This window comes from Flavobacterium soyae (assembly GCF_045348165.1).
Classification (GTDB): Bacteria; Bacteroidota; Bacteroidia; order Flavobacteriales; family Flavobacteriaceae; genus Flavobacterium; species Flavobacterium soyae.
In genome coordinates this window covers 5,318,676-5,336,289 of the sequence record NZ_CP150845.1, presented here as the reverse complement: position 1 = coordinate 5,336,289, position 17,614 = coordinate 5,318,676, and the positions used below count along the sequence as shown (strand labels likewise).

Annotated in this window: 13 protein-coding genes; 7 read left to right on the top strand and 6 right to left on the bottom strand. The window is 34.6% G+C overall.

All coding sequences use genetic code 11. The annotated features are described in order from the left end of the window. Positions 1 to 8: 8 nt before the first annotated feature. The 4 genes from AABD74_RS22065 to AABD74_RS22050 form a co-directional block, all read right to left on the bottom strand. Positions 9 to 2,177 (bottom strand): von Willebrand factor type A domain-containing protein, encoded by a 2,169-nt coding sequence (locus AABD74_RS22065; RefSeq protein ID WP_406844311.1) that lies wholly within the window; start codon positions 2,175 to 2,177, stop codon positions 9 to 11. A gap of 80 nt (positions 2,178 to 2,257) precedes the next feature. Further along, entirely contained in the window at positions 2,258 to 3,232 is a 975-nt protein-coding gene (locus AABD74_RS22060) for a hypothetical protein (protein WP_406844310.1), read from the bottom strand. A gap of 2 nt (positions 3,233 to 3,234) precedes the next feature. After that, on the bottom strand, positions 3,235 to 3,735 hold the full coding sequence (locus AABD74_RS22055) for an RNA polymerase sigma factor (RefSeq protein WP_232678800.1): 501 nt from the start codon (positions 3,733 to 3,735) through the stop codon (positions 3,235 to 3,237). 729 nt (positions 3,736 to 4,464) lie between these two features. Continuing rightward, positions 4,465 to 5,301, bottom strand: coding sequence for a DUF6929 family protein (locus tag AABD74_RS22050; RefSeq protein ID WP_406844309.1), 837 nt, complete (start codon positions 5,299 to 5,301; stop codon positions 4,465 to 4,467). 178 nt (positions 5,302 to 5,479) lie between these two features. Here AABD74_RS22050 and AABD74_RS22045 point away from each other — a divergent pair, with 178 nt between their 5' ends. The 3 genes from AABD74_RS22045 (at position 5,480) to AABD74_RS22035 (ending at position 9,990) form a co-directional block, all read left to right on the top strand. Continuing rightward, on the top strand, positions 5,480 to 6,358 hold the full coding sequence (locus AABD74_RS22045; RefSeq protein ID WP_406844308.1) for a PPK2 family polyphosphate kinase: 879 nt from the start codon (positions 5,480 to 5,482) through the stop codon (positions 6,356 to 6,358). Between the two features lie 289 nt (positions 6,359 to 6,647). Further along, positions 6,648 to 8,117 carry a hypothetical protein gene (locus AABD74_RS22040; protein WP_232678807.1) on the top strand — a complete coding sequence of 490 codons (1,470 nt, stop codon included), beginning with the start codon at positions 6,648 to 6,650 and terminating at the stop codon, positions 8,115 to 8,117. Positions 8,118 to 8,211: 94 nt separating this feature from the next. Beyond that, on the top strand, positions 8,212 to 9,990 hold the full coding sequence (locus tag AABD74_RS22035; protein WP_406844307.1) for a cytochrome-c peroxidase: 1,779 nt from the start codon (positions 8,212 to 8,214) through the stop codon (positions 9,988 to 9,990). Positions 9,991 to 10,624: 634 nt separating this feature from the next. Here the strand turns inward: AABD74_RS22035 and AABD74_RS22030 are convergent. Next, positions 10,625 to 11,149, bottom strand: coding sequence for a hypothetical protein (locus AABD74_RS22030; protein WP_406844306.1), 525 nt, complete (start codon positions 11,147 to 11,149; stop codon positions 10,625 to 10,627). A 190-nt stretch (positions 11,150 to 11,339) separates the two neighbouring features. Between AABD74_RS22030 and AABD74_RS22025 the strand changes: the two genes are divergently transcribed. The 3 genes from AABD74_RS22025 (at position 11,340) to AABD74_RS22015 (ending at position 15,251) form a co-directional block, all read left to right on the top strand. Then, positions 11,340 to 12,725 (top strand): MATE family efflux transporter, encoded by a 1,386-nt coding sequence (locus AABD74_RS22025; protein ID WP_406844305.1) that lies wholly within the window; start codon positions 11,340 to 11,342, stop codon positions 12,723 to 12,725. Positions 12,726 to 12,884: 159 nt separating this feature from the next. After that, positions 12,885 to 13,112 carry a hypothetical protein gene (locus tag AABD74_RS22020; protein WP_073484329.1) on the top strand — a complete coding sequence of 76 codons (228 nt, stop codon included), beginning with the start codon at positions 12,885 to 12,887 and terminating at the stop codon, positions 13,110 to 13,112. Between the two features lie 204 nt (positions 13,113 to 13,316). Next, entirely contained in the window at positions 13,317 to 15,251 is a 1,935-nt protein-coding gene (locus AABD74_RS22015; RefSeq protein ID WP_406844304.1) for an LTA synthase family protein, read from the top strand. A 530-nt stretch (positions 15,252 to 15,781) separates the two neighbouring features. Here the strand turns inward: AABD74_RS22015 and meaB are convergent. Further along, a complete protein-coding gene (gene meaB / locus AABD74_RS22010) occupies positions 15,782 to 16,876 on the bottom strand; it encodes a methylmalonyl Co-A mutase-associated GTPase MeaB (RefSeq protein ID WP_406844303.1) in 1,095 nt (364 codons plus the stop codon). Between the two features lie 284 nt (positions 16,877 to 17,160). Here meaB and AABD74_RS22005 point away from each other — a divergent pair, with 284 nt between their 5' ends. Then, a complete protein-coding gene (locus AABD74_RS22005; RefSeq protein WP_406844302.1) occupies positions 17,161 to 17,478 on the top strand; it encodes a GIY-YIG nuclease family protein in 318 nt (105 codons plus the stop codon). Positions 17,479 to 17,614 lie beyond the last annotated feature (136 nt).

Here is a 17,614-nt window from a genome sequence, read left to right as displayed (position 1 = left end):
AATATTTATTAATTGTACTGCTTAGCACCTTCAACAAGACGAATAAATTCGGCTTTATAACCTTCACTGTCATTTGAATTTCCCTGTTTTGCCAATTTTACAATTTCTTCAGAAGATTTATCGGCAATTAATTTTGAATCTCTTAGTTTTAATCCAAACCAAGCCACAGCCGAACTAAATTTCATATCATCGCTAGATTTCTCCAAAGAGACAGATTTATTATCAATAACCTGAACCATTTCGATGCTTTTATCACCGTCAGGTTTTTTGTAACGAAATTTTATTGTTGCCAGTTCACTGCTGTAATTATTAGGATTTGTTTCGGTTTTAGTGTATTTTAAATCATCCGGCTGAACGTTTAAATAATCACTTTTTACACCGGCAGGAATAATTTCATATAAAGCCGTAACCGTATGATTACTTCCCAATTCTCCGGCATCGATTGCATCATTTTTAAAATCTTCCGGGCGAAGTTTTCTGTTTTCATAACCTATCAGTCGATATGCCTGAATTTGTTTTGGGTTAAACTCAATTTGGATTTTTACATCTTTTGCAATCGCAAACATCGAACCTTTAAATTCTTTTCCTAAAAAACGATTCGCTTCCTGAATATTGTCAATATAGGCATAATTTCCGTTTCCTTTATCAGCAAGGATTTCCATTTTACTGTCTTTGTAATTTCCCATTCCGTAACCCAGACAAGTTAAGAAAACACCGGTTTTTCTTTTCTCTTCAATTAATTTTTCCATATCAGAGTTTGAAGCACTTCCCACATTAAAATCGCCATCGGTTGCCAGAATTACACGGTTGTTGCCGCTTTTGATGAAGTTTTCTGCAGCAATTTTATACGCCAGTTCAATTCCTGCGCCGCCGGCTGTACTTCCTCCGGCTTCTAATTTATCCAGCGCCTCAATTATTGTTTTTTTCTCATCTCCAGAAGTTGGTGCTAAAACTAATCCTGCTGCTCCTGCATAAACCACAATTGCCACTTTATCTTTTGAACGTAATTCATTTACCAATATTTTCATGGATTGTTTTAATAAAGGCAGTTTATTCATGTCGCTCATTGAACCCGAAACATCAATTAAAAAAACAAGATTGGAGGCTGGTAAATCATCTGTCGGGATATTTTTTCCCTGTAAACCAATTTTCAGAATTTTATTTTTTGAGTTCCAGGGTGAATCGCTTACTTCAGTATTAATAGAAAACGGATGTTCATTTTTTGGCTGCGGATAATTGTATTTAAAAAAGTTCACCATTTCTTCTACACGTACCGCATCTTTTGGAACTTCTTGCCCGTTATTTAAAAAACGTCTGATATTGGTGTAAGAAGCATTATCAACATCTATAGAGAAAGTGGAAAGCGGAGCTGTTTTTGGACTCTCAAAAGCATTCTCTACAAAAGTATCATAATCTTCCTGCGTTGGTTCAACAGGACGAATAGGAGTGATCTGATTTAGTTTTTTGTCTAATTCTTTTTCTGAAAGGTTTTTATAAAGTTCGTTTTTGGTTGAAATAACTACAACACCATTTGCAGCTTTACTGCCATAAACTGAAGTTGCAGCCGTATCTTTTAAAACAGATACATTGTCAATATCATTCGGATTAATTTTCGCCATTTGATCGGCTTTTATTGCTGTTCCGTCAACAATATACATTGGTTCATTTTTAGGAGAAACAGAGGCAGTTCCGCGTATTGCAACACTTGGAGCCGGAGTATAATATTGATTATTTGATGAAATTTGAAGCCCTGCAGCTCTGCCTTGTAGTGATTGAGCAACAGATTTGTTTGCTTTTCTTTTTTCCGTATAATCAGAACTAACACTTTCATATTCCGCAGTACTTGTTCCGTAACCTACAACCACAACTTCTTGTAAAGTTTGAGTCGCTGCAATTAGTTTTATATTGATTGTATTTGAATTTTGTACTTTTTGCCTTTGAGTTTTGTAACCAATATATTCAAAAATCAAAAGGTCTCCTTTTTGAGCCTGAATTGAGTATTTACCATTCCAGTCGGTTTGAGCTGTTTTTTTTGAATTTTGATTGGTAATGTTAGCGCCCGGAATTGGCTGAGAAGTTTCATCTGAAACAATTCCTGTAATCGTTCTTTCCTGCGCCATTGACACGAAACAAATAAGCATAGCAATGGCTGATGAAATAAGTTTTAGACTTTTCATGATAGTAAGTTTTAAATTAATGTTCGGATTTTTTTCTTAGTCAAAGTTTTAAACTTTGACTAAGATTTTTTAAGTTTTGGCTATTTCTTTAAAGCCGGTTTTCCAGTTTTTGTAGTTATTATAACAACTCCTTTTTTTCCTCTTTCGCCATATTTTGATGTGGCTTCAAGATCCTGAAGAATTGTTATGGTTTTTATTTCCTGCTCGTTTAATGGAGCGTATGGACTTGTTGGGTTTGTACCGAATAAATCATTTTCTGAATAATAAATTCCGTCAATAATATAAAGCGGTTCATCTAAAATGACCAGAGAATCTACATTTTCAGGACTTAGGTTTGGAAGTTCTTTCTGCATCATTTGGTCTCTTTTTGCATCGTCGCTGTGTGCCATTGCGTTTCCGTTAAGTATAACCAATGGTGTACTTTTTTTGGCTCTTTGAGACTGCATCTCTGCAGAAGCAGCTTTAAAAGTTTCTTTTTCCATTTTTCTCGCATACCCAAAATTTGCCTCTGATTTCTCTTTTGCTTTTGAGGATGCCGCTTCTTCTTCAGCGTATTCGGCTTGTGCTATAGGAGCTGGCATCGCAGCCTCATCAAGCATTGGGACCATACTTGCTGCGGGCGTTGCAGTTTGATTAGGAGCACTTTGTGTTTCCTGAATCGCAACTCTTTCCTGTTGTTTAATTTGTTTTTCCAGAATTTGGGCCGCTTCTTCTTTTGGAACTAATTGTGAATCTGCGGCGACTACAGCTTTGTTTTTCTCTAAAGCTGAATTATCTATTGTTTCTTTTTCGGTTTCATTAACCACGACTTTATTAGGTGTTTGAATAATGGTCGTTTTGTCTGTTTTTAAAAACTGATATCCTAAAGAGATTACTAATAGGAGAGAAGCAGCAACAGCGATTTTTTTCCAAAGTGCAATGCTTTTTTTATCTTCTTTTCTGTCGAGTTTGTCTTCAAGGCGCGACCAGACTTTTTCCATTCCCGGAAAATCTTTGGTTTCTGCATTATCTGCAGCTTGCTTAAATCTGTTGAATATTTTATCTTGATTGTCCATGACTATTTTGCTTTTTGATAATACAATTTATTTACTAATTCCTTCAGCTTAGTCTTCGCGGCATTCAATTGTGATTTTGAAGTGCCTTCTGAGATATTAAGCATTGCTGCAATTTCTTTATGCCCGTAACCTTCAATAACAAAAAGGTTAAAAACGGTTTTACAGCCATCCGGAATATGGTTTAATAAATTGAGTAAATCTTCTTCTTCTAACGAGTTCATTTCTTCTGTAAAAGGCTGTAAAAGCACTTTTGCATCATCAAGATACATATTGAAATTGGTGTTTTTCTTGATGGCCGCCAAACAGTAATTAACGGTAATTTTTCTGGCCCAGGCTTCAAAAGCTTTTTCTTCCTTAAGCTGATCTAATTTTGTAAATATGGTATAGAAAGCGTCGGCCAGAGCTTCTTCGATTTCTTCTTCCTTCTTGAGGTATCGTTTGCAAACGCGATACAATTTTGGAGCCATATGCTCATAAACCTGACGCTGGGCATCACGGTTCATTTTTTTGCAGTTAGAAATTTGAGTTTCGTTTATCACAATTTTGGTCTTTAATTATAAAGAGAGCGAAAAAGATAAAAAGGTTGGGATGGAGATGAAAAAAAGTTTTTTTTCAGGTTCAAAGGCTCATAGTTTCAAAGTTACAAAGGTTTTATGGCAGAGACGTACAGCAGTGCGTCTAACGTCTCGTAAATCCACAATTTTGGCATTAATAATTTTTTACATTCTTTGTGGAGACGCACTGCAGTGCGCCTCTACGTTACTATTGTAATCAAAATACTTTGTGCAGCTTTGTGTGTATAATTTTGTTTTAAAAGGCATTTAATGGTATTTGTAGAGACGCACAGCAGTGCGTCTAACGTCTCGTAAATCCACAATTTTGTCATTAATAATTTTTTACATTCTTTGTGGAGACGCACTGCAGTGCGCCTCTGCGTTATTATTGCAATCGAAATACTTTGCGAATCTTTGTTTAAAAAGGCATATATTTTTTACGATGATTTTATGTAGAGACGCACAGCAGTGCGTCTAACGTCTCGTAAATCCACAATTTTGTCAATATTATTTTTTACATTCTTTGCGGAGACGCACTGCTGTGCGCCTCTACTTTACTATTGGAATCGAAATACTTTGTGAATCTTTGTGAAAACCTTTGCGAATCTCTGTGTTATAATTTTGCCGCAAAGATTCACAAAGAATTACGCAAAGTTGCACAAAGCGAATTTCTTTAATTTATTTTATCGGCAAAGTCAATTTAAAAATCTTAGTTTCTAAAAGCTCCGTATCATTATCTTCGCAAAGTAAAAACTCAATTTTATTATTTTCTTTTTTATAGAAAGTCAAACCTTCAAATTTATTGGTTGAAGTTATTTTTTGAGTAAAATCGATTTTCATGGTTTTAAGGTCAATTCTGCCAATGAAACTTCCAAGGATTTCCCCGTCGTCGTAAGTCGATTTTGTGTCTTCTGCAGTAGAAAGGAAATAGATTTTGTCTTCCACTAAAATTGCATCGGTAAAGCTTGAACGAACACCTTTTATTTTTGGAAGTTTATAATTGGTGGCAACCAAAGCAAATTCATCTCCCAGACTTTTTGCATGAATCGTAAAAATGGTGTTTTTGTTTGATATTCCATTTCCGCGATTGAATAAATACCAGTTTTCACCATCAAATACGGCACCTTCCAAATTAAAATCTTCTGGTTTTATAGAACCGAAATTCTGCATAACGGCATATAAATCGACAAGATTATTTTTTTGTAAAATAGTTTTCGATTTTATATCAAATACGACCATTTTGTTTCGGTTTTCGGTAGAGGCGGAGCCAAAAACATACAGTGTATCGTTATGATGGGTTAAAGATTCAAAATCCGGTTTTAGGTTTTTAGGAATATTTTGCGTCGGATTATCAATTAAAGGATGCTGGTTTAACTGCTGATTCTGCATATTGTATTCATATAAAAATCCGCTGTTGTCGCCAATGATATAAAGAGAATCGTTGTTAAAAAATAATCCTGATGCCGAACCGATTCCGATGATTTGAAATAATATTTCTAATGTGAATTTTTCCATGAATGTTGTTTTGAAAAAGCAATTAACAGCACTTTCGATAGCTGTCTTAAATCGTAAAATTACTATATTTATACTACAAAATTTAAAAATATGAAATCGCTGGTTCAAAAAAGCCATTAAAAAGAATAAATGGAAAGCGATAACATATTTTACCGCTTAAAAATAAAAATCAAAAAATATGAAATCAATAGACCCGAAGGATTTTAAAGTTACTGATAAAATTAAATTAAACAAGCTTCCAACTTTGTTAAATGTTAACGCCGATGAGGATGAAAAAGAAGAAAAACTCGATAAGGTCCAGGCAAAATTAAGCGATTTTCAGGATGTAATGTATGCGCACAATAAATATGCAGTTTTGATCTGTCTTCAGGGAATGGACACGTCTGGAAAAGACAGTTTGATTCGGGAAGTTTTTAAAGAATTTAATCCGCGCGGGGTTGTGGTTCATAGTTTTAAAACACCAAATTCTACAGAACTGGAACACGATTATTTATGGCGTCATTATATCGCTTTGCCGGAAAAAGGAAAGTTTGCGATTTTTAACAGAACACATTATGAGAATGTTTTGGTTACGAGAGTACATCCTGAATTTATTCTGGCAGAGAATTTACCTGATATAAAATCTGTTGATGACATTACACCTAAATTTTGGGAAAACAGAATCAAACAAATCAATAATTTCGAAAAACACATTGCTCAAAACGGAACTATTGTCATGAAATTTTTTCTACATTTAAGTAAAGATGAGCAAAGAGATCGTTTACTGCGTCGTTTAGAGGAAGGAAAACACAATTGGAAATTTTCTCCCGGAGATTTAAAAGAGCGCGAACATTGGGAGGAATACCAGCAGTATTATGAAGAAGCTATAAACCAAACTTCGACAGAACATGCACCTTGGTATGTAATTCCTGCAGATGATAAAGAAATGGCGCGTTATATTGTCGCAAAAATTATTTGGGAAGAAATGCAAAAGCATACGGATATTAAAAACCCCGAACTTGATGAAAAAATAAAAGCTAATTTTGAAACGTATAAGAAGACTTTGGAGAATAGTTAGAAATTAGGTAATGTGTCAATTTGATAATTAGATAATTTTTTTAAACGTAAACCCGACAGGTTTTAAAGCCTGTCGGGTTTGTTTTAGAGAGTCATAAAGTAAGACTCTTTTTTTGTTTTTATGTTACTGCAAGTTTAAGTGTATTCGGTATTACTAAATTAATGTTAATTTTTTTTAAGCTGTAAGGTGTTTTTGCTAAAAGGCTTGTTTTTTTGGTAATATCAGCATCATTTTAAGTTAAAGAGTAGGGATTTACTTTGTAAAAAAATAAAAACCAATATTTAGCTAAATGAAACGAATTATTTTACCTCTACTTATTTTAGGTTCGGTGATTACATCTTGTAATAACAACGATTCTAAAGACGAAACAGAAACAACAAGTGTTGTGTTAAAAGACCAATCTGTAACGCCAAGTTTAATAAAAGCGCAGGCAGGTTTTGAAAATCTGAAGATTTATTCTCTTTTTAGTTCAGATGATGTTTTTGCAGATAGTCCTAACTTTGTTTTTGGAGGTTCTGCAGATGGTTCTGGCTTATTGAAAAATACCGATGGAACTTTTACTTTTTTAGTAAACAACGAAGACAATTTTGCTGTTTCGAGAATTACACTTGACAAAACATTTAAACCTACTAAAGGAGAATATTTGTTAAACTCTAATGGAGGAACCTGGAGATTATGCGGCGCTACAATGGCAACACAGGCTGAACATGGTTTTGGACCTGTTTATTTAACTTGTGGAGAATCTGGTGAAGAATCCCGTACACATGCGTTAGATCCTTACGGAAGCGCAGGTTCTGCATCTGTGTCTAAAGAATTAGCCGGTTTCGGGCGCTTAAGTGCTGAGAATGCTTTGCCTTTGCGTACTTCTGCTTACAAAGGTAAAACGGTTGTTGTAATTGGTGACGACGATTCTGGAACTTACGGAGGCCAGGTTTTTATGTATGTATCAAATACTGTGGGTGATTTAACCAATGGTTCTTTGTATATGTTAAAAAGAAACGACGATAACCAAAGAGAAAAAGATATGGAGACTGGTAAGACTTACCCGGTTTCTTTTGTAAAAATTGACGATCATAAAACGCTTACAGGTGCGCAGATTAATGCGGCTGTAAATACTTTAAAAGCAATTAAATTTGGCCGTGTAGAAGATTTAGATTACCGTAAAGGCGGAGATAATGCAGATCGTGAATTGTATTTTAACGTAACTGGGCAAGATATTGTAAAAACTAACGCCGATGGTTCAAGAACTAAATATGGCAGGGTTTACAGATTAAATCTTGATGCTGTCGATCCTTTAAAAGGAAATCTTGAAGTAATTCTTGACGGAGATAACCGTTCTGGAATTGCTGGTAAATTCCAGAATCCGGATAATATTTGTGTGACTAAAAACTACGTTTACGTTGAAGAAGATGCAAACGGATACGGAGATGAAACACACGATGCTTATATTTATCAATATAATATTGCTACAAAAGATTTGAAAGTTGTGCTAGAATTAGATCACCGTCGTACGGCAGCCGATGCAGCGAAATATAATGTAGTTTCATCACTTACACCAGATCCAAGTAAAAAAGGAATTTGGGAATATGGAGCTTTAATTGATGTTTCGGAACAATTAGGTATTCCTGATACTTTTATGTTAAGTATACAGCCACATTCTTGGTCAGGTGCAAAATATAAAAATCCTGATGGCGGAACAAATCGTCCTGATGAAAACCAGGCAAGTCAAATTGTAGTTATTAAAGGTTTACCGAGATAAATTTTAAAATCATTACAAAACAGTCATCCACTATTTCTTTTGAGGTAGTGGTTTCTGTTTTTCTAAATATCCCTCTTTTAATTGTCATTACATCATGAAAAAAATATATTGTTTGTTATTCCTGCTTGTATTTGCTGCTTGTCAGAAAAAAAACAAACATCAGGAAATAAATACATTGTTTCAAAAAGACATTACTTTATTAATCGAAAAAGTTGCTAAACTAGAACATTTTGTAAAGTCAGATTCTGCGGAAGCTCAAATTCAGGGACAATTTCTGGAAGCACATCAAAGTTATAAAAAAGTAGAATTGCTGAGTGAGTATTATTCGCCGGCAGTTTCTAAATCGATCAATGGGCCGGCAATACCTGAGTTTGAGGAAAATGATAATAAAACTGTTCAGCCAGAAGGATTTCAGGTTATTGAAGAACTAGTTTTTCCTAAATATGATAAAAACAATAAAAAAGAACTGCTTCAGGAATTAGGGGTTTTATCAGCAAATTTAATTCGGTTGGAAAAAGTTTCAAATTCAAATGAATTGACCGATGCCCATGTTTTTGATGCGATGCGATTAGAAGTTTATAGAATTATTACTTTAGGGATTACAGGATTTGATTCGCCGGTTGTGCTAAACTCACTCCCGGAAGCTTTGGTGTCTTTGGAAACAATCGAAAAATATTATCGGGTTTATATTGAGAATAAAGAGGTTTCAAATTCCGGGCAGGTTCTTGAAATTTTAGAAAAAGGAAAAAAGTACCTGCAGGCCAATAACAATTTTAATGCATTTGACCGTGCTTATTTTATCAAAGAAATTTTAAATCCGTTAAGCAAAGGACTTTTTAAAACACAAGCTGAATTAGGAATTCCGTTAATGAAAGAACAAAGAGGATTAAAAGCAGCAGCAGAAACCTTGTTTGATAAAGATGCCTTTGATCCCGAAGCATTCTCAGGTTTCCCTGATTATAAAACGACGCCGGAAAAAATTGTCCTTGGTAAAAAGTTATTTAATGACCCAATTTTGTCCGGAAACAATACACGTTCCTGCGCTTCGTGCCATCATGCTGATAAAGCTTTTACTGATGGATTGGAAAGAGCCGTTGCATTAGACGGAAAATCAATGATTCAGCGTAATACGCCAACGTTGACAAATATTGCTTTTCAGCGTGTATTTTTTGCAGATTCGCGGGTTAGTTATCTCGAAGATCAGGCAGTTGCAGTAATTAAAAATGAGAACGAAATGCATGGATCTTTAGAGAAATCAGCTTTGGCCATTCAAAAAAATGCTGATTATGTAAAAGATTTCAAAAAAGCTTTTCCAAAAGGCGAAATAAACGAATTTGCAATCAAAAATGCTTTAGCTTCCTATATTCGTTCGCTGAGTCAATACGATTCGAAATTTGACAATTATATGCAAAATAAAACGGCATTTACAGCAGATGAAAAAGCGGGTTTTAATTTGTTTGCCGGCAAGGCCAAATGTGCAACCTGTCATTTTATTCCATTAACAAACGGAACTGTCCCTCCAAATTTTGACAGATCTGAAAGTGAAATTCTGGGAGTTCCTGATAAAAGCAAAAAACTTGATGGTGATCTGGGAAAGTTTGTAATCACGCAGGCCGCCATTCATAAAAATTCATTTAAGACACCAACAATAAGAAATATTGAGCTTACAGCTCCATATATGCATAATGGTGTTTATAAAACCATGGAAGAGGTTATAGATTTTTATGATCAGGGCGGAGGATTAGGTTTAGGGTTCAATCTCCCAAACCAAACGCTGCCCGAAGACAAATTGAATTTATCTGATAAAGAAAAAAAGCAGCTGATAGCCTTTATGAAAACTTTGACGGATAAAAAGTTCTTAAATAAGAATTAGATAATGTGTCAATTTGAGAATTCGATAATTTCTCAACGTTAAAATTTATACGTACCTATCTTTGTCAAAGTTTTAAACCAAGACAAAGATTTCTCAATCAAAATCTTACCACGAACAAACCCGACAGGTTTTTAAAACCTGTCGGGTTTATTTTTTAAATGTAGTTATTCATTCCATAGGAATGTCTGTTTGGTAGAATTTAATTTAGGTTCGGCAGGTTTAACGTTCCATAGGAACGTTTGGTAAATAGAGTGGTTATAATTCTATAAAATCAGATGTCCTTACAGGACATAATGAAAAAACGTTACTACCAATCAAATATTCCTCCGGAATATCAAATATAGTAAACCTGAAACCTGCATTATATTTATTTCTGCCACAGATTAAAGGATTTTCACTGATTATTTTTTTTAAGAATAACTTTCAAAAAAAATCATTTTAATCTTTTTAATCTGCGGCAGAAAAATAAACGGAACAGTTTTAAAAACCTCTCTGGTCTATGATAATTAAATGGAATTTTTTGTAAAACTATTTTGTTTTACCGGAACTTCTATAAAATACAAAACCCGGAAGACTATGAAAACTTCCGGGATCTGTTACCAAAAACAAAAAAATAAAATAAACCTTTTCTTTTTTATAAATCAAAACCATACGCTAAACGAAGCGCGACTTGATTAGTATTGAACTTGTCGTAATCCTCATAACGCACACTAATGTCAATATATTTGTTGGCATACCCAATTCCCGGAGCCCATAAAAGTGTAGTGTCGTTATAACCGTTTGTTACGGCAAAACCTGCACCAACTTCACCTAAAACATAAAATTGGTCTTCCCAGATAAACGCTTTAAAACCAGCTTTTGCAGGAATAAAGCCTAAATCTTTTACATCATCTTTCATAAACAAATTTGTAAAACCTGTTGTTAAGGTAACTGATGTTCTTTTAGATAAATCGTATTGTAAACGAACGTCTCCGCCAAGTGACCAGTCATAATCTTTGTCTGTTGGAATACCTCCATTTATACCAAAACCTAATCTAAATCCCTGATCGTAATTTGCTGCTTCACTCTCCTGAGCTGCTGCTGCATTCTCCTGAGAAAAAGTTGTATTAGAGTATAAAAATGCGAAAGCAGCTAGGCATATAAATCGTAATTTTTTCATGGCGTATATATTTGAATTATTAATATTGTAAAAGTAGAATAGAGGTCTTTTGGACTTGTTATATAATTTTTAAAAATCTTTATATAATATTATGGTGTGCTAATTTTAGCCTTAAAATTGGCTTATATTTTTATTAATAGGATAGAATTCGAAGCTTCTGATTATCTTTGCCCACTAAAAAAGAGTCAAAGTGAATTTAAAGCAGTACACCAAAGAGTTTTCGTATAATTTCAGGCTGGCATACCCTATTATATTAGGAATGGTTGGTCATACCCTGATTGGTATTGTCGACAATATAATGGTAGGGAAATTAGGAAGTACAGAATTGGCAGCAGTTTCACTAGGAAACAGTATGATTTTTATTGCCATGTCATTAGGAATTGGTTTTTCGACAGCCATTACACCAATTGTGGCCGAAGGCGATGCCGAAAAAAATGATGGCAAAATTCGTTCTGCGTTTCATCATGGTTTATTTTTATGCGCCATTATTGGATTATTGCTTTTTGGTTTAATTGTTTTGGCAAAACCATTAATGGAATTATTAGAACAGCCTAAAGAAGTAATTGTACTGGCAAAACCGTACTTAGACTGGGTTGCTTTCTCGCTGATTCCATTAGTAATGTATCAGGGTTATAAGCAATTTGCCGACGGAAAATCGATGACAAAATATTCGATGTACGCCATGATTATGGCAAATGTACTTCACGTAGGAATAAATTATGTGTTGATTTACGGTATTTGGATTTTTCCTAAAATGGGAATTATCGGCGCGGCACTTGGTACCGTGATTTCGAGAATATTTCTGGTTATGTTCATGCACATTATGCTGTCAAGAAGAAATGATTTAAAACACTTTTTCAAAAATTTCAGCTTCAGCGAAATTAAAAGCGCGACGCTTAAAAAAATAATAAACTTAGGATTGCCATCAGCGATGCAGATGCTTTTTGAAGTCGTTTTGTTTACAGCTTCGATCTGGCTTTGCGGTAATATTGGTAAAACCAGTCAGGCGGCCAATCAAATTGCGTTGAGTTTGTCGTCGCTTACTTTTATGTTTGCGATGGGATTAAGCGTAACATCGATGATTAGAGTAAGCAATCAAAGAGGACTGCAGGATTATAAAAACCTCGTTGTTGTAGCCCGTTCTATATTTTTGCTTGCCATTATTATCGAAACATTTTTTGCTTTTCTGTTTGTCGTTTTCCATGATTTTTTCCCGCATATCTTTTTAAATATGGAAAACAGCGGACAAATTTTAGATAATACCGAAGTAATCGAAATTGCTTCAAAATTATTATTGATTGCTGCTATTTTCCAGATTTCTGATGGAGTTCAGGTTGTGGTTCTGGGAGCTTTACGTGGTTTGCAGGATGTTAAAATTCCAATGTACATTACTTTTGCAGCCTATTGGATTATTGGTTTCCCTATTTCTTATTATTTGGGAGAATATACAGAATGGAAGGCGCAGGGAGTTTGGATAGGGCTTTTGGCAGGATTAACCACAGCAGCAATTTTCCTGTACATGCGCTTTCATTACCTTACAAAGAAATTAATCTCAAATTCATTTGCAAATAACTAAATTTGAAACTTAAAGTATAGGCCACAGATGTCACGGATTGATACAGATGAACGCTGTGTTTTTTAATAAAATCTGTTTAATCTGTATTAATCTGTGACATCTGTGACATCTGTGGGCCAAAAACAAACATTATAAATTAAAAAAATAAACATAAATAAAATGGATTTACCTAAATTTTTACTTGGCGATAATACTGATTTTCCAGATGATATTTTCATCATTCACCTTGATTATCCAAGATTTATAATCAACTTAAAAGATGATGAGGTTGAGTTTATGGAAGAAGCCGAAGATCTTGATGAAGCAGAATTAAATGCCGAAATGGAAGGCCTTATCGTTAAAGCCAATGAATTTTACGACAGAGAAATAAACCGTTACGAAGAGTAGAGACGCACATGTAGAGACGCACAGCAGTGCGTCTTCAATGTTTCCGGGATTTTCTCACGCAGATTTTGCAGATTTAAGCAGATTTAATTTTAAAAATTACTATAAAAATTTCTGCGTATATCTGCTTAAATCTTTTAAAATCTGCGTGAAACAAAAACTTTGCAACTTCATAATCTCAAATTAAAAATTAATGTAAAGCACCTAATGAAAAAATTAAGTTATTTAAAACCTATTTTCAATTTTATAGTAACCGGATTACTGATTACAACTTTAAGCCGAATATTTTTATTTTTCCTTTTTAAAGAAAGGGTAGAGCAGACACCTGATTTTTGGTATATTTTTCCAATTGGTCTGCGAATGGACTTGATTTTACTTTGTTATTTATCATTTCTTCCGGCCGTTTTAATTACTTTTCTGCCAAATAACTGGCTTAAATTCACCAATAGGTTTTTGGTAATTTACAGTTTCTTATTCCTGTTTCTGATTCTCTTTGTAGAATTGGCTTCGCCTGATTTTGTAAAACAATACGACACACGTCCGAATAAGATTTTCTTAGATTATCTGATTTATCCTAAAGAAGTAATTCCAATGCTTTTAAAAAGTTATCTGACTTCGATCATTGTGACTTTTCTAATTTTAGGGCTAGTGATTTATTTTGCCTTCAAAAAAGGGAAAAAATATTTTCATACCACTAGTACCGAATATAAATTCAAATTAATTGTTTTTCCATTATTGGCTTTTTTATTGTTTTTTGGGGCGCGTTCAAGCCTTACTTCAAAACGTCCTATCAATGCCAGTAATGCTGTTTTCTCTACAGATCAATTGACAAATACTTTAGGATTAAATTCATTTTATACTGTTGCATTTGCCGCTTATTCGATTAAGAATGAAGGAAACACAAAAATGTATGGTAAAATGGATGAAGCCGAAGCCATTGCCCGTGTAAAAAAATACATGATTGCCGGCCCGACAGATTTTACAGATGCCGAAATTCCGTTTCTGCATGTACAGCAGCCAGATTCTGTTAAGAAAAAACCATACAATTTGGTCATTTTTCTGCAGGAAAGCTTAGGCGCAGAATATGTTGGAATTTTAGGCGGAAAACCATTAACACCGGAATTTGATAAATTATCAAAAGAAGGTTTATTGTTTACCAATTTATACTGTACAGGAACCAGAAGTGTTCGCGGAATTGAAGCTGTTGTAACCGGATTTTTACCGTCACCGTCAGAAAGTGTGGTAAAACTTGGAAACTCACAGCAAGGTTTTTTTACTTTGGCAGAAGCTTTAAAACAAAAAGGCTACGACACTAGTTTTATTTATGGCGGAATGGCGAATTTTGATAATATGGCTTCATTTTTCAACGGAAATGGTTTCAGCGATATTGTAGATCAGGAAGATTTTGAATCAGATGGAAATAAATACGCTTTCAAGGGAACCTGGGGTTATTCTGATGAAGATTTGGTAACGAAAGCCAATAATTATTTTAAAGCAAGAGGCGATAAACCATTTTTCTCTTTAATGTTTTCGACTTCAAATCATGAACCGTTTGAATATCCTGCGGGAAGAATAAAACAATACGATAAAAAAGCAGCAACAGTAAACAACGCCATGAAATATGCCGATTTCTCGATTGGTAAATTCTTCGAAATGGCTAAAAAAGAACCGTATTTTAAAAACACGATTTTTATTGTAATTGCAGATCATAACACGAGAACTTACGGAAAAAATTTAGTGCCAATAAACAAATTCCATATTCCGGCCTTTATTATGGGGCCAGGAGTTCCAAAAGGTGCAGTTTATGACAGACTGGCAAGTCAAATTGATATTCCGCCAACATTATTAAGCTATTTAGGGCTTTCGTTTGAAACACCAATGGTGGGCAGAAACCTGAGTAAACTAGATCCAAAAGTTCAGGGAAGATCAATTATGCAGTTTAATGATATCAACGCATTTAGGGTCGAAAATCAGGTTGTAATAATGCAGCCAAATTTAAAACCGCTTCAATTCGAAATTAAAAACGATACGACTTTAATTCCCGTAAAATTAAACGAGGAATTAGCAAAAGATGCCTTAGCACATGTTATAACTGCAGGGAATTTATACAAAGAAAACAAATATAAGCTTAGAACGAAGTAAGGTTCAAAGGCGCAGAGTAACAAAGGGACAAAGGTTCAAAGAAGCAGAGAAAAAACTTTGCTGCTTTGAACCTTTGTCACATTGAGCGAAGTCGAAATGCTTTGCGGGTTCTCTACTTCGCCCGAACTGACAAAAAAAATATAACCTGAGTTTTGTTTTTCCGAGGAACGAGGAATCTCACAAGAAATTCCGCAAAGAAAATCGCCAGTCTTTGTAGAGTTACTTGTGAGATTCCTCGGAATGACAAGATTGAGAAAAAAATCTTAGTCCCGAAGCCCAATGCCATTAAGTTAAGCTTTTAGAGAATAAAATTATTGCAAATCAAATCCGTGTTTATCCGCGTTTTTACGAAGTAAATCTGTTTTATCCGCGTCACAATTAGACGCTGATTTTACTGATTCGCTAAAGCGAAAACGCTGATAAACACAGATTTTTCTAATTACTTTCTTAATTAAACTGTTAAGTAATTTTATAGATTTTCTCTTAACTTAATGACATTGCCCGAAGCCTCGGGATAGTATCTTAGAACCTTAGCGGCTTTTATTAAAATACAATTTTAATAACTCCTGAGCAGCGGCAAAAGGTGAAATTTCATGATTTTGCACTGCTTTTTTGCTTTGTTCCAGAAGCGTAATGATTTCGGGCTGGTTAAAGAAATTTGATTTTAATTGTTCGTTGATGGTTTCCATCATCCAGAACTGGTTTTGTTCGTTTCTTTTTTCCTGAAAGAAACCCGTTTCTTTAGTCATTTCGAAATAATCAGAAATAGTGTCCCATATCTCCGAAATGCCTTCTTTTGTAATCGCACTGCAAGTCGTGACTTTGGGCTGCCAGTTTGATTTTTTTGGAGGAAATAAATGCAGAGCGCGGTTAAATTCAAGTTTTGCCTGATTGGCTTTTTTGATATTATCACCGTCTGCTTTATTGATGACAATGGCGTCTGCCATTTCCATAATACCGCGTTTAATGCCTTGAAGTTCATCGCCCGCACCGGAAATTTTCAATAAAAGAAAAAAGTCAACCATACTGTGAACGGCGGTTTCACTTTGTCCCACGCCAACAGTTTCTATAATTATTGTATCAAAACCCGCGGCTTCACATAAAATAATCGTTTCACGGGTTTTACGGGCAACACCGCCCAGGTTCTCTCCAGAAGCACTCGGACGAATAAAAGCATTTTCATCTTTTACCAGTTCTTCCATTCTGGTTTTATCGCCCAGAATACTTCCGTGCGAAATCGAACTGCTGGGATCAACTGCCAGAACGGCCGCTTTTTTTCCTGCCTGGGTCAAATAAGTTCCAAAAGCCTCAATAAAAGTACTTTTTCCAACTCCGGGAACACCGGTGATACCTATGCGGATTGATTTATTGGCATACGGAAGACAGCCTTTTATAATCTCGTCTGCTTTTGCTGCATGTTCGGGATTTGTGCTTTCGATAAGTGTAATCGCACGGCTTAATGCGGTTATGTTTCCCGAAAGAATCCCAGAGATTAATTCGGATGCAGAAGGCTGCTGTCGGCGTTTGTTTTTAATTTGATTGATAGCCGAAGCATTGGTAATTTCAGGAGATGAAATTCCAGCTTTTTCATTTAAACTGCCCGACTGTTTCTTTAAACTTGACAAAATACTTTTTTAATATTGTAAAAGTACTGAAAACAAAAACAGTTTCAAAAAAAGGATTTCTTTGAAATTGTGGGTTGTTAGGTTTGCCACAAATTGCACGAATTTGCATGAAATTTTATGTCATCCTGAGGAACGAAGGATCACACTAGAAACTCCGCAAACAAAGTCGTCAATCTTTGTCGAGTTCCGAGTGCGATCCTTCGTTCCTCAGGATGACAAATTGTACTTTTATAATATTTAACTTGTTAAATTATTTAATAACGGTTATATTCGTTTTAAAAAAAATGCTAAATCCTCAAATCGGTTTTCATAGTTATTATGTTTACATTATCACGAATCAATATCGGTCAACTTTTTATATTGGTGTTACAAATAACCTAAAAGTCAGACTTAATCAACATGCTCAAAATATTGAAACCAATAGAAAGACCTTTGCGTCCAGGTATAATGTTCAATTCTTAGTGTATTATGAAAAATTTAATTGGATTCAAGAAGCAATTTCTAGGGAAAAAGAATTAAAGGGTTGGAAAAGAGATAAAAAAATCGAATTAATAAAAGATTTTAATCCAAATTTCGATTTTCTAAATTGTTATTTTGAATGATTAGATAGTGTTTTTTATGTCATCCTGACGGAGGAAGGATCACACTCGCTGATCGGCAAAGATTGGTGATTTGCTTTGTGGGGTTTCTTTGTGGAGTTTCTTTGTGTAGTTTCTTTGTGTAGTTTCTTTTTGGATT

Bases quoted from the DNA above. Each gene is read 5' to 3' on its own strand.
- AABD74_RS22035 (WP_406844307.1), top strand. From the start codon at position 8,212: ATGAAAAAAATATATTGTTTGTTATTCCTGCTTGTATTTGCTGCTTGT.
- AABD74_RS22020 (WP_073484329.1), top strand. From the start codon at position 12,885: ATGGATTTACCTAAATTTTTACTTGGCGATAATACTGATTTTCCAGAT.
- AABD74_RS22015 (WP_406844304.1), top strand. From the start codon at position 13,317: ATGAAAAAATTAAGTTATTTAAAACCTATTTTCAATTTTATAGTAACC.
- AABD74_RS22060 (WP_406844310.1), bottom strand. From the start codon at position 3,232: ATGGACAATCAAGATAAAATATTCAACAGATTTAAGCAAGCTGCAGAT.
- AABD74_RS22005 (WP_406844302.1), top strand. From the start codon at position 17,161: ATGCTAAATCCTCAAATCGGTTTTCATAGTTATTATGTTTACATTATC.
- AABD74_RS22045 (WP_406844308.1), top strand. From the start codon at position 5,480: ATGAAATCAATAGACCCGAAGGATTTTAAAGTTACTGATAAAATTAAA.
- AABD74_RS22030 (WP_406844306.1), bottom strand. From the start codon at position 11,149: ATGAAAAAATTACGATTTATATGCCTAGCTGCTTTCGCATTTTTATAC.
- AABD74_RS22040 (WP_232678807.1), top strand. From the start codon at position 6,648: ATGAAACGAATTATTTTACCTCTACTTATTTTAGGTTCGGTGATTACA.
- AABD74_RS22055 (WP_232678800.1), bottom strand. From the start codon at position 3,735: ATGAACCGTGATGCCCAGCGTCAGGTTTATGAGCATATGGCTCCAAAA.
- AABD74_RS22050 (WP_406844309.1), bottom strand. From the start codon at position 5,301: ATGGAAAAATTCACATTAGAAATATTATTTCAAATCATCGGAATCGGT.
- AABD74_RS22065 (WP_406844311.1), bottom strand. From the start codon at position 2,177: ATGAAAAGTCTAAAACTTATTTCATCAGCCATTGCTATGCTTATTTGT.